Genomic DNA, 13,749 nt, shown 5'->3' with positions numbered 1-13,749 from the left:
CTCGTCACAGGCCCGGGCCGGAATGCCCAGCTCCACCCCCTCGACCGCGCTCCGCATCTCCTCCTAAGCTTCGTGACCTCAGTACAGGGGGCACGAGTTCTGCACGTACCACCTGCGTCTCTGCACATCCGGCGCGGACGTCGTGTGCGTGCGGAGACCACGGAGGTGACCGGAGAGCAACGGCGCGGGCCGCACGGCGCGGCCCGGGGCACGCTCGCTCCCCGACGGGGTGAAGCGTGACGGCGCAGCAAGCGGCGGGTTCCTGACCAGTTCCCGAATGCCGCCTGCGCCGCTGGAACCGTCCGCCGGCGAGGCCGCGCGCCTTCCAGCCCCGCCCTGTGTACGCAATCGGTCGCGATCCATCACACGGAAGGTTTTGCATCGTGACGGCGTATCAACACGCCCACAAGGGGGAGTACGACTTCTTCGGGACGTCTGCCGCCGCACCGGCCCCGCCGCCCGGCTGTCCCGCGCACGCCGCCGGGAAGGCCGTGCCGCTCAGCGGTCCCCGCTTCCACACCGACCCGTCCGGCCACTACCGCGAGATGCGCGGCGAGCACGGCCCCGTCGTGCCGGTGCTGCTGCCCGGCGAGGTGCCGGCCTGGCTGGTGATCGGCTATCAGGAGATGTACCAGGTCACCACCGACTCACGGCTCTTCCCTCGCGATTCGGGGCTGTGGAACCAGTGGGAGACGCTGCCGGAGGACTGGCCGCTGCGGCCCATGATCGGCCAGCGCCAGCCGTCCATCTACTACACGGTCGGCACCGAGCACCAGCGGCACCTGTCGATGGTGCAGACGGCCATGGAAGGCATCAGCCCCCTCGAACTGCGCACGCACTGCGAGGAGTTGGCCGACCAGCTGCTCGACGCGTTCTGCGCGCGCGGCGAGGCGGACATCATCTCCGAGTACGCCAAGCCGCTGCCGATCCTCGTGCTCGCGAGGCTCCTGGGCTTCCCGGACTCCGACGGTCCGGGCCTGATCAAGGCGATGACCGATCTCGCCGACGGCGGCGCCGACGCCCTGGAGGGCTTCCAGCACTTCGGCGCCAAGATCCACGAACTGGTCGCCGAGAAGCACGCCGCTCCGGGCGCCGACCTCACCTCCTGGATGCTCGCCCACCCCGACGACTTCACGGACGAGGAGTACGCGCTCGACCTGATGGCCATCACGGCCGCGGGCCATCTGCCCACCGCGGACTGGATCGGCAACTCCGTACGTCTGATGCTCACCGACGAGCGCTTCGCCGCCTCCCTCACCGGAAACCGCCGCAGCATCCCCGAGGCGATGAACGAGGTGCTGTGGGAGGACACCCCCACCCAGATACTCGCGGGCCGCTGGGCCTCCGCGGACACCTGGCTCGGCGGGCAGCACATCCGCAGCGGCGACATGCTGCTGCTCGGCCTCGCCGGGGCCAACGCCGACCCGAAGGTGCACGTCACCGCGGAGGGCGCGGACACGGGGCTGCGGGGCGGCAACAGCGCCCATTTCGCCTTCAGCCACGGCGAGTTCCAGTGCCCCTTCCAGGCGCAGGAGATAGCGGAGACGATCGCCCGCGTCGGTATCGAGGTGCTGCTCGACCGGCTGCCCGAGATCGATCTGGCCGTACCGGCGGGCGCTCTGGCGCGGCGCCCCTCCGCGTTCCTGCGCGGCATGACCGCCCTGCCCGTCCACTTCTCCCCCACTCCCCCGATCGAAGGCAGGTCATGAGCCTCCCCGCATCCAGCTCCTCCGCCGCACACGACGGGACGGGGCACGACGCGACCGGCCACGGCGGTTGCCCGATCGTCATCGACCCGATGGTGGGCGACCTCGACGGGGAGACCCGCAGGCTGCGCGACGCGGGCACCCTCACCCGCATCGAACTCCTCGGCGTACCCGCCTGGTCCGTGACTCGGCACGCCGCCGCGAGAAGGCTGCTCACGGACCAGCGGCTGGTGAAGGACATCAGCCGCTGGACGCTGTGGCGCACGGGAGAGGTCACCGAGGAGTGGCCGCTGATCGGCATGATCGACGCGGGCCGTTCGATGTTCACGGTGGACGGCGCCGAGCACCGGCGGCTGCGTACGAAGACCGCGCAGGCGATCACTCCGCGCCGCCTGGAGGACATGCGCCCGGTGATCGAGTCCATCACCCACCGCCTGCTCGACGACCTGGAGGAGCAGTCCGCTGACGGTCCCGTGGACCTGAAGCAGGTCTTCGCGCTGCCGCTGCCGATGTCCGTGATCAGCGTGCTGATGGGTGTGGACCCTGCGCTCCATCCACGGCTGCACACCCTCTACAAGGCGTTCTTCTCGATGCTGACGCCGCAGGACGAGCGGCTCGCCGTGATCGCCGAACTCGACGGAATCTTCACCGACATGGCCAGGGCGCGTACGGCCGAGCCGCGCGACGACCTGACCAGCGCGCTGATCCTCGCCGACCAGGGAGGCGAGCCCCTCACCGAGGAGGAGGTCGTCGGCAACCTGAAGGCGATGGTCGCCGCGGGCCACGAGACGACGATCGGTCTGATCCTCAACGCCGTACGCGCGCTGCTCGCCCACCCCGACCAGCTGAAGTCCGTGCTCGCCGGAGAGACCGGCTGGGACGCGGTGATCGAGGAGACGCTGCGCTGGGACACCCCCACCACGCACCTGCTGATGCGCTTCGCGACGGAGGACATCGAGGTGGACGGCACCGTCATACGCGAGGGCGAGGGCGTCGTCGTCTCGTACCGCGCGATCGGCTGGGACCGTGACCAACACGGCCCGGACGCCGACCGGTTCGACATCACCAGGCCGTCGCCGAACCGCCATATGACCTTCGGCCACGGTCCGCACATCTGCCCCGGCGCCGCGCTGTCGAGGCTGGAGGCGGGCATCGCGCTGCCCGCGCTCTTCGGCCGCTTCCCGGGCATCCGCCTCGCGGTCCCGGTCGAGGAGATCGTCAACCAGCCGGTGCTCACGCAGAACGACCTCCAGTCCTTCCCGGTACATCTGCGCGGCGATTGAAGAGGACACCGATACGCCGGCCGTCGCCGCGGCCGCGGCCCGGACCCCGCCCCGGGGCCCGGGCTTTCGGCGCGGCCGGGGTCCGGTTCGCGGCACGCACCGGATCCGGCCACGGCCCCGGCGGGCGGCCCGGCGGGCGGCCCGGCACGGCGGAACCCCGGCCGGGCCGCCGGGCGGGTGAACGCGCGTCACGGCCATGCGCGCGGCACCGGCGCTCCAGGCGAAGCAGATAGAACAGGCGGAAGATCACAAACCGTCCGCCTGTTCCACTCCGCACCAAGGTGAAGCAATGATCGGTCGCATCCCCGTCCTCGACGTCCGGCCCCTCGTCGACTGCGGGCGCCACCCCGCAAAGGCCGTACCGGGCGAGACGTTCCAGGTCTCGGCCACCGTCTTCCGCGAGGGCCACGAGGCCCTCGGCGCCAACGTCGTACTGCGCGACGCCACCGGCCGCCGCGGCCCCTGGACGCCCATGCGCGAACTCGCCCCCGGCACCGACCGCTGGGCCGCCGACATCACCCCCGACAGCGAGGGGAGATGGACGTACGCGATCGAGGCGTGGAGCGACCCCATCGCCACCTGGCGCCGCGAGGCGAAGCTGAAGATCCCCGCCGGCATCGACACCGAAGCGGTGCTGGAAGAAGGGGCGGTGCTGCACGAACGCGCCGCCGCCGACGTGCCCAGAAGCGAGGGCAGGGACGGCGTCCTGGCCGTGGCCGACGCGTTGCGCAGCCGCGGCCGCGGTGTCGCCGCACGGCTGGCGGCCGCCCTCACGCCGCAGGTGACGGCCGTGCTGGAGCGCCGTCCGCTGCGTGAACTGGTCACGTCGACGCGTCCGCTGCCGCTCCAAGTGGAGCGCGAGCGCGCGCAGTTCGGCTCGTGGTACGAGTTGTTCCCGCGTTCCGAGGGCGCGGTGCTGCCGGAGAAGGAGGGCGAGCCGCCCGTCCACGGCACGTTCCGCACCGCCGCCGCACGGCTGGAGGCCGTGGCCGCCATGGGCTTCGACGTGGTCTATCTGCCGCCGGTGCACCCCATCGGCGACCAGTTCCGCAAGGGGCCCAACAACGCGCTGTCCGCGGGGCCGCACGACGTCGGCTCACCCTGGGCCGTCGGTTCGGCCGCGGGCGGCCACGAGGCGGTGCACCCCGGCCTGGGAACGGTGGAGGACTTCGAGCACTTCACCGAACGCGCCCGCGCCCTCGGCATGGAGGTCGCCCTCGACTTCGCGCTCCAGTGCTCGCCGGACCATCCCTGGATCAAGGAGCACCCCGAGTGGTTCCGGCACCGTCCGGACGGCACGATCGCGCACGCCGAGAACCCTCCGAAGAAGTACCAGGACATCGTCCCCCTCGCCTTCGACACCGACCCGTCGGCCTACTCCTCGCTCGTACGCGAGACGCTGCGGCTGCTGCGGCTGTGGATGGCCAGAGGCGTCCGCATCTTCCGCGTCGACAATCCGCACACCAAGCCGGTGGGCTTCTGGGAGAAGGTCATCGGGGACGTCAACCGCTCCGATCCCGATGTGGTCTTCCTCGCCGAGGCGTTCACGCGTCCCGCGATGATGCACGCCCTCGCGAAGGTGGGCTTCCAGCAGTCGTACACGTACTTCACGTGGCGCAACACCAAGCAGGAGCTGACGGAGTATCTGACGGAACTGGCGGGCGAGGCGGCCGCCTACATGCGTCCCAACTTCTTCGTCAACACCCCGGACATCCTGCACGCGAGCCTCCAGGAGGGCGGGCGCCCCGTCTTCGAGACGCGCGCCGTGCTGGCGGCGACGCTCTCCCCGTCCTGGGGCGTGTACGCGGGCTATGAGCTGTGCGAGGCAAAGGCCGTACGGCCGGGCAGCGAGGAGTACCTGGACTCGGAGAAGTACCAGCTGCGCCCCCGCGACTGGGCCGCCGCCGAGGAGTCCGGGAAGACCATCGCGCCGCTGATCGGACAGCTCAACCGGCTGCGCCGTGAGCATCCCGCGCTGCACGGGCTGCGCTCGCTCACCTTCCACCACTGCGACAACGACCAGGTCATCGCCTACTCCAAGCACCACGACGGGCCGGAGCCCGACGCAAGCCCCAACGCAGGCCCCGGCGCGGGCACCGGCGGCGACACCCACAGCGGCACCGGCGGCGACACCGTCATCGTCGTGGTCAGCCTCGACCCGAACCAGGCGCAGGAGGCGACGGTGACTCTGGAGGAGCACGATCTGCGCCGCTTCGGCCTGACCCCGGCGCAGGCCGAAGGGCGGGACAGCTTCCCGGTGCGCGACCAGCTCACCGGGCGGACGTACGACTGGAGCAGGAGCAACTACGTGCGCCTGGCGGCCGGAGGGGACTCCCCCGCCGCAGCGCACGTCCTCACGCTGCGGCCCGACCCCGGTGGTGCCTGACGGATCCCGTCCGACACCACCGCCGACCCGAAGGGCACTCACCCATGACCGTGAACACCCCCGTACACGACACGTTCGAGGACACGCCCGCCAAGGACCGCGATCCGGACTGGTTCAAGCGGGCCGTCTTCTACGAGGTGCTCGTCCGCTCCTTCCACGACAGCAACGGCGACGGCATCGGAGACCTGAAGGGGCTCACCGCGAAGCTCGACTATCTCCAGTGGCTCGGGGTCGACTGCCTGTGGCTGCCGCCGTTCTTCAAGTCGCCGCTGCGCGACGGTGGTTACGACGTCTCCGACTACACGTCCGTGCTGCCGGAGTTCGGGGACCTGGCGGACTTCGTGGAGTTCACGGACTCCGCGCACCAGCGCGGCATGCGCGTCATCATCGACATGGTCATGAACCACACCAGCGACCAGCACCCGTGGTTCCAGGAGTCCCGGCACAATCCCGACGGGCCCTACGGCGACTACTACGTGTGGGACGACGAGGACACCCGCTACTCCGACGCGCGGATCATCTTCGTCGACACCGAGGCCTCCAACTGGACGTTCGACCCGGTCCGCAAGCAGTACTTCTTCCACCGCTTCTTCTCCCACCAGCCGGACCTCAACTACGAGAACCCGGCCGTGCAGGAGGAGATGATCTCCGCGCTGCGCTTCTGGCTCGACCTCGGCGTGGACGGCTTCCGCCTGGACGCCGTCCCCTACCTCTACGCCGAGGAGGGCACCAACTGCGAGAACCTGCCCCGCTCACACGACTTCCTCAAGCGGGTGCGCGCGGAGATCGACGCCCACTACCCCGACACGGTGCTGCTCGCCGAGGCCAACCAGTGGCCGGAGGACGTCGTCGACTACTTCGGCGCCTTCGACAAGGGCGGCGACGAGTGCCACATGGCCTTCCACTTCCCGGTCATGCCGCGCATCTTCATGGCCGTACGCCGCGAATCGCGCTACCCCGTCTCGGAGATCCTCGCCAAGACCCCGCCGATCCCCTCCGGCTGCCAGTGGGGCGTCTTCCTGCGCAACCACGACGAACTGACGCTGGAGATGGTCACCGACGAGGAGCGGGACTACATGTACGCGGAGTACGCCAAGGACCCGCGCATGCGCGCCAACATCGGCATCCGCCGGCGCCTCGCCACGCTGCTCGACAACGACCGCGACCAGATCGAGCTGTTCACCGCGCTGCTGCTGTCCCTCCCCGGCTCCCCCATCCTTTACTACGGCGACGAGATCGGCATGGGCGACAACATCTGGCTCGGCGACCGCGACGCGGTGCGCACGCCGATGCAGTGGACGCCGGACCGCAACGCGGGCTTCTCCTCCTGCGATCCGGGCCGGCTCTTCCTCCCCACGATCATGGATCCGGTCTACGGCTACCAGGTCACCAATGTCGAGGCGGCGATGAGTTCGCCGAGTTCGCTGCTGCACTGGACGCGGCGGATGGTGGAGATCCGCAAGCAGAACCCGGCGTTCGGGCTCGGCACGTACACCGAACTCTCCTCCTCCAACCCGGCCGTGCTCGCGTTCCTGCGCGAGGTGCGGCTGCCGGACGGCGGCGACGACCTGGTGATGTGCGTGAACAACTTCTCCCGCTTCCCCCAGCCGACAGAACTCGACCTCCAGTTCTTCAACGGGCGCGTCCCGGTGGAACTGATCGGCGGCGTCAGCTTCCCGCCGATCGGCGAACTGCCCTATCTGCTGACGCTGGGCGGCCACGGCTTCTACTGGTTCCGGCTGCGCCGGCAGCACTGAGAAGCGGGCGACGGACAGGGACGCGCCCTTCCGAGAGCGCGAACGAAGAAGGCCCGGAGCCGATAGCGGCTCCGGGTCTTCCGCCGTCGGCCGCCGGGTGAAGATCTCCGACACGGCGTGCACAAGCGGACACAGAACATCCCATTCAGCCACAATCTGCGTGCTTTTCGTATACCCGGGGAAAGGACGCCAGACGTCATGTCGGAAAGTTCCTTGTCCCGCACAGCTCTTCGGACTCCTCGGACTGCTCGGACTCCTCGGACGGACGCCGTCCCCTCGGCCGGCGAACTTCTCGGCTCCCTCGCCGGGCCGCTCGCCGAATGGCTGCCCCGGCAGCGGTGGTTCGCCGGAAAGGGCCGCCCGATCAGCGGTTTCACCATCGTCGCCGCCACCGAACTGCTGCCGTGCGACGGTACGGGGGAAGCGCCCGGGCTGATCCATCTGCTGGTGCGGGCACGGCAGCCCGGCGACGACGCGGAGTCCGCCGACTGCTACCAACTGCTGCTCGGAGTGCGCGATCCCACCTGCCCCGTGCCGCCGGCGCTCGACGGGTCGCTCATCGGGCACCTGACCTGCGGGCCGCTACGGGGCAGCACGGTCCACGAGGCGCTGTCCGACCCGCTGCTCGCGGAACGTCTGCTGGAACGGCTCGCGACCCCGGGCCGGCTCGGTCCGCTGCGGTTCCGTCGCGAGCCCGACTCCGCGATGCCGAGGGGACTCACGCCACGGCCGCTGGCGGCCGAGCAGTCCAACTCCTCGGTGGTGTACGGCGATCGCTACATCCTCAAGCTCTTCCGCCGCGTCGAACCGGGCGTCAACCCGGACCTCGAACTGCCGCTCGCCCTCGCACGGCACGGCTCGCGGCGGGTTCCGGCGCCGACGGCGTGGTTCGAGGCCGAGACCTCCGGCCCGCGTACCGGCACGGAGCACGGGAGCGGACCAGGCGGGGCACACGGGGTGCGCTCCGCCGCTGCATCGGCGGCCGGGGCCCCGCTGACGCTCGGCGTGCTCCAGCCGTATCTGCCCGGCTGCCGCGACGGTTGGCAGCTCGCCCTCGACGCGCTCGCCGAGCGGCGCGACTTCACCGCGGAGGCCCGGAGCCTGGGGCGCGCCACCGCCGAGGTGCACACCGGGCTCGCCGAGGCGCTGCCCACGTGCGTACTGGAGCGCGACGAACTGGAGCGCACGGCGGCCGCCATGACGGAGCGGCTTGACGCGGCGGGGCGCGCGGTGCCCGAACTGCGCCCGTACCGGCCGGGACTGCGGGACGCCTTCCGCGCGCTCGCCGCGCTCGGACGCCTCGGTCACACCTGCGACGCGCAGCGCGTACACGGCGATCTGCACCTGGGTCAGGTGCTGTACGGGCCGGAGGGCCGCTGGTCGCTGATCGACTTCGAAGGGGAGCCGGCGCGTCCGCTGGCCGAGCGCCGGGTGCCGCAGCCGGTCGTGCGCGACATCGCCGGGATGCTGCGCTCCTTCGACTACGCGGCGTGCCGGCGGCCGGGACCGGCGGAGGCGGGTGCCGGGGGACGGGACACGGGCGACCACGGCTCCGGCCCGGGCACCGGCTCGGGCACCGGCTCGGGCACGGGCTCGGGCTCGGGCACCGGCTCCGGCTCCGGCTCCGGCTCCGGTGACGCGTTCGCGCGGCGGTGGGCCGACGCCAACCGCGAGGCCTTCTGCGCCGGTTACGCCGAGGCCTCCGGCCGCGATCCGCGCGAGGAGGCCACGCTGCTGCGCGCCTACGAGACCGACAAGACCGTCTACGAAGTCCTCTACGAAGCCCGGCACCGCCCCACCTGGCTGCACGTACCGATGTCCGCGATCCGCCGTCTCGCGGCCACGCCGGCCCACCGGTGACCGGCGGGCGGCGTTTGCGTACGCGCCCCGACCGCCAGCCGTCGACAGCCGTCGACGACGTACTCAGGAGGTTCCGACCGTGACCGTCCCTCAGCTGCCCGACCCGAACGGGAACCAACGGCCGCACGTGCCGGCCACCTTTCTGCGCGGACGGGCCAACGGACCCGCGGGAGACGCCCGTTGGGGCCGGTCGCTCGCCGCGCTGACCGGGCCGCTGGCCGGCCCGCCCGGCGGACCGGCCGTCCACGAACCGAACGGTCAGGGCGCGGCAGGCAGACAGCGGTCGCGGCTGCCGCAGCCGGCGGCGGCGCAGCAGCGGGCCGCCGTACGGGCGGCGACGGTACGGGCCACGGGGAGGCGGACCGCGGGCAGGCGGACCGCGGGCGACCCGGCGCTGCTCGTACCGCCGCCGGAGCGCGAGGAGCAGGCGGATCGCGGGGAGCGCCGGGCGCCCGGCGGGCGGCGGGAGCCCGGCGAGCGGGTGGCGTCAGCGGATCCCACAAGCTCTCCGGAAGCCCCCGCGCCCGCGCCCCCGTCCGGGAGCGAGAGCGGGACCGGGGCCGGGATCGGGAGCGAGGGCGGGACGGGATCCGTAGCGGACCGGCCGCGCGCACCCCGCGCCGCCGCCGTGCCCGCCCTGCCCGCCGAGGACCGCGAGCGGCTGCTCGCCGGCACCCACGACGACCCGCACGCATGTCTCGGCCCGCGGCTCACCGAGTCGGGCGGCATCGCCTTCCGCACGCTGCGCCCGCACGCCCGCTCGGTGAGCGTCGTCCTCCCGTACGACGACCCCGAAGGCGACGGCGACAGCGACAGACACGACAGCGACGGACACCGTGGCGAAGGCGCGCGGGTCGCCGAACTACTCGACGAGGGCGACGGCTTCTTCGCCGGAGAGCTGCCGCCGCCCGCCGCCGGGCCCGGCCTCCGCGACGGGCTGATCCCCGCCTACGAGCTGCTGGTGCGCTACGGAGACCGGCGGGACCACCAGGCGGGCGGCCGAGGGAACGACCCGGGCGGCGACGCCGTCCGCGTCGCCGATCCCTACCGACTGCCGCCCGCGCTGGGCGAGTTGGACCTGCGCCTGTTCGGCGAGGGCAGGCACGAGGTGCTGTGGCGGGCGCTCGGCGCGCGGACGATGACGCATCTCGGCCTCACCGGCACCCGCTTCACCGTCTGGGCGCCGAACGCGCGCGGCGTGCGCGTCGCCGGCGACTTCAACGGCTGGGACGGTACGGGCTGCCCGATGCGTGCGCTCGGCACTTCGGGGGTGTGGGAGCTGTTCCTTCCGGGCGTCGGTGACGGCGCGCTGTACAAGTTCGAGGTCGTACGGGACGACGGGACTCGCGAACTGCACGCCGACCCCATGGCGCGGGCCGCCGAGGTGCCGCCTGCCAACGCCTCGGTCGTCCACACCTCCGGCTACCGTTGGGGCGACGGCGACTGGCTGGACCGCCGTGCTGCGGGGAATCCGCTCGCGGCTCCCATGTCCGTCTACGAGGTGCATCTGCCCTCGTGGCGTCCCGGCCTGACGTATCGCCAACTCGCCGAGCAGCTCCCGCAGTACGTACGCGAGACGGGCTTCACGCACGTGGAGCTGATGCCGTGCGCCGAGCATCCCTTCGGGGGCTCGTGGGGCTATCAGGTCACGGGCTTCTACGCGCCGACGGCACGCCTCGGCGGCCCCGACGACTTCAAGCACCTCGTCGACTCGCTGCACCGGGCGGGCGTCGGCGTGCTGATGGACTGGGTACCGGCGCACTTCCCGAAGGACGAGTGGGCGCTGGCGCGCTTCGACGGCTCCTCGCTCTACGAGCACCCCGATCCGTCCCGCGCCGAGCATCCCGACTGGGGGACGCTGGAGTTCGACTTCGGACGGCCCGGGGTGCGCGACTTCCTGGTCGCCAACGCCGTCTACTGGTGCGAGGAGTTCCACATCGACGGGCTCCGCGTCGACGCCGTCGCCTCGATGCTCTACCTCGACTACTCGCGCGGGCCCGGTGAGTGGACGCCCAACTCCCTTGGCGGGCGGGAGAATCCGGACGCGGTGGCGCTGCTCCAGGAGATGAACGCGACGCTGCACCGCCGTTGCCCGGGCGTCGTCACCGCGGCCGAGGAGTCCACGACGTGGGACGGGGTGACGCGGGCGACGGACCAGCCGGGCGAGTGCGGCTTCGGCGGGCTCGGCTTCGACTTCAAGTGGAACATGGGCTGGATGCACGACTCGCTCGGGTACATGCGGCTGGAGCCGGGCGAACGTGCCTACCGGGGCGGGCAGTTGGCGCGGGCGATGAGCTACGCGTACGCCGAGAACTTCATCCTGCCCGTCTCCCACGACGAGGTCGTGCACGGCAAGGGGTCGCTCGTGGCGAAGATGCCGGGCGACGCCTCGCGGCGGCTGGCGGACCACCGTGCGTTCCTGGCCTTCATGTGGGCGCACCCGGGCAAGCAACTGCTGTTCATGGGACAGGAGTTCGCGCAGGACACGGAGTGGTCCGAGGAGCGCGGGCCCGACTGGGAACTGCTCGCCGCGTCCTCACCGGACGGCGGCGGGCGGGACGGCGGGCGCGGCGTGTGGAAACTGGTGCGCGATCTCAACGCCCGCTACACCGGCACACCTGCGTTGTGGCAGCTGGACACCGACCCGGCCGGATTCGCCTGGGTCGAGGACGGCAGCAGCGGGCCCGCCGGTACGGATCCCGGCGAGGCGGGCGTCTTCGCCTTCCTGCGCTACGACGCCGCGGGGGACGCGCTGCTGTGCGTGAGCAACTTCTCGGACGCGCCGGTGAGTTCGTACCGCCTGGGCGTGCCGTACACGGGCGGCGCCGGCTGGCGGGCGGTGCTCTGCACCGACGACGTGCGCTACGGCGGTGCCGGTAAGGGGACGGGCGACGGCGGGATCCTCACGCCCGAGGCGCATCCGTCGCACGGGCGGCCGGTGTCCGTCACGCCGGAGCTTCCGGCGCGGTCGACGCTGTGGTTCCGCCCGGCCTGACGGGCAGCACCGGGCCGGAGCGACGCGGCACCTGATACGACCTGCGACGGCCTGCCACGACCTGCCACGACCTGCCACGACATACGACCTTCAGGGCACCTGCGACAGCGAGGCCCGCACGGTACGGCGAGTGCGCGTACCGTGCGGGCCTCGTGCGCAGGCCTCCTACCGCAGGCCTCGTGCCGCGGGGCATGGGCCGTACGGACCGGGCGGGAAGTCAGCTGCCGGGCGAGTGTTCGTCAGCCGTCGCCCTTCGCGGTGGAGACGGGCTCCTTCGTACCGCCGGAGCCGCCGGAGCGCGCCCCGGGCACCTCTCCCTCCGTACCGCCGTGGTCCGTCCCGGCACCGGAGTCCTGGAGCGACGACTCGTCGAACGGCAGCTCCCCGGACAGCACCCGGTTCACCCGCTCCCTGTCGATCTCCTTGGTCCAGGTGCCGACCAGGACCGTGGCCACCGAGTTGCCCGCGAAGTTCGTCAGGGCGCGGGCCTCGCTCATGAAGCGGTCGATGCCGACGATCAGGCCGACGCCGTCGACCAGTTCGGGCCTGTGCGACTGGAGGCCGCCCGCGAGGGTGGCGAGTCCGGCGCCGGTGACGCCCGCCGCACCCTTGGATGCGACGAACATGAAGATGAGCAGCGAGATCTGCTGACCGATGGTCAGCGGATCGCCCATGGCCTCGGCGACGAAGATCGAGGCCATCGTCAGATAGATCATCGTGCCGTCGAGGTTGAAGGAGTAGCCGGTCGGCACCGTGATGCCGACGACGGACCTGCTGACGCCCAGGTGCTCCATCTTCGCGATGAGCCGCGGCAGCGCGGACTCCGAGGACGAGGTGGAGAGGATCAGCAGGAACTCCCGCGCCAGATACCTGAAGAGCGAGAGCACGTTGATCCCCGTGATCGCCTTCAGCAGCAGTCCCAGCACGCCGAAGACGAAGACGACGCAGGTGGTGTAGAAGCCGACCATGATGATGGCGAGGGATTTCAGCGCATCGAGTCCGGTCTCGCCGACCACGGCCGCCATCGCGCCGAAGGCGCCCACGGGCGCCGCCCACATGACCATGGCGAGCACCCGGAAGATCAGCCGCTGAAGGTGGCCGATGCCCCGCAGGACAGGCTCGCCGGCCGTGCCCATCGCCTGGAGCGCGAAGCCCACGAGCAGCGCCACCAGCAGCGTCTGGAGGACCTGGCCCGCGGTGAAGGCCGAGATCAGCGTCTTCGGGATGATGCCGAGCAGGAACTCGGCCGTGCTCGCGCTGGCGCCCTTGGCCTCCGCCGCGCCCGCGTCGCGCGCCTCGTCGGTCAACTGGAGCCCGTGGCCCGGGTCGAGCAGGTTGCCGACGACCAGGCCGATGGCGAGGGCGACCAGGGACATCGCGAGGAAGTAGCCGAGCGCGAGGCCTCCCACCGCGCCGACCTTCGCCGCCTTCCGTACCGAGCCCACGCCCAGCACGATCGTGACGAAGATGACGGGCGAGATCATCATGGTGATCAGGGAGACGAAGCCCTCACCGAGCGGCTTCAGCTCCTTCGCCGCGTCGGGCGCGATGAGGCCGAAGGCCACTCCGAGCACGACCGCCCCGATGACGGCCAGGTACAGATAGTGGGTGCGGTCCCGCCTGGCAGGGGTCCGCTCGGGCGGCGCCGAAGACGGCGGTGTCTGCTGGGACACGTCGGGCTCCTCGTTCTGCGTCGTTGCGGCTCTGACCCTCTTTCCGCGCCCCGCGGCCCCGGTGCGGGGCCGTCCGGACTCGGTCCGGG

7 protein-coding genes are annotated in these 13,749 nt (G+C 71.6%); 6 read left to right on the top strand and 1 reads right to left on the bottom strand.

The annotated features are described in order from the left end of the window. The first annotated feature begins 545 nt into the window (after nt 1–545). The 6 genes from HCC61_RS19855 to glgB all read left to right on the top strand — a co-directional run bounded on the left by HCC61_RS19855 (nt 546) and on the right by glgB (nt 11,987). Nucleotides 546–1,709, top strand: a complete 1,164-nt coding sequence (locus tag HCC61_RS19855; RefSeq protein WP_206322771.1) for a cytochrome P450 — start codon at nt 546–548, stop codon at nt 1,707–1,709. Then, nucleotides 1,706–2,989 (top strand): cytochrome P450, encoded by a 1,284-nt coding sequence (locus tag HCC61_RS19850; RefSeq protein WP_169137193.1) that lies wholly within the window; start codon nt 1,706–1,708, stop codon nt 2,987–2,989. Before HCC61_RS19855 ends, HCC61_RS19850 begins: the two co-directional genes overlap by 4 nt. A gap of 289 nt (nt 2,990–3,278) precedes the next feature. Next, nucleotides 3,279–5,375: an alpha-1,4-glucan--maltose-1-phosphate maltosyltransferase gene (locus HCC61_RS19845; RefSeq protein WP_169137191.1), complete on the top strand. Its 2,097-nt coding sequence runs from the start codon at nt 3,279–3,281 to the stop codon at nt 5,373–5,375. A gap of 44 nt (nt 5,376–5,419) precedes the next feature. Continuing rightward, entirely contained in the window at nt 5,420–7,132 is a 1,713-nt protein-coding gene (gene treS, locus HCC61_RS19840) for a maltose alpha-D-glucosyltransferase (RefSeq protein ID WP_169137189.1), read from the top strand. Nucleotides 7,133–7,330: 198 nt separating this feature from the next. Continuing rightward, on the top strand, nt 7,331–8,992 hold the full coding sequence (locus tag HCC61_RS19835) for a phosphotransferase (RefSeq protein ID WP_169137187.1): 1,662 nt from the start codon (nt 7,331–7,333) through the stop codon (nt 8,990–8,992). A 79-nt stretch (nt 8,993–9,071) separates the two neighbouring features. Next, entirely contained in the window at nt 9,072–11,987 is a 2,916-nt protein-coding gene (gene glgB / locus HCC61_RS19830) for a 1,4-alpha-glucan branching protein GlgB (protein ID WP_346777290.1), read from the top strand. A 239-nt stretch (nt 11,988–12,226) separates the two neighbouring features. Here the strand turns inward: glgB and HCC61_RS19825 are convergent, their stop codons facing one another. Beyond that, nucleotides 12,227–13,660, bottom strand: coding sequence for a cation:dicarboxylase symporter family transporter (locus tag HCC61_RS19825; protein WP_169137185.1), 1,434 nt, complete (start codon nt 13,658–13,660; stop codon nt 12,227–12,229). Nucleotides 13,661–13,749 lie beyond the last annotated feature (89 nt).

Source organism: Streptomyces sp. HNM0575, from assembly GCF_012726265.1.
Lineage (GTDB): Bacteria > Actinomycetota > Actinomycetes > Streptomycetales > Streptomycetaceae > Streptomyces.
This window is presented reverse-complemented; position numbering and strand designations above follow the sequence as displayed.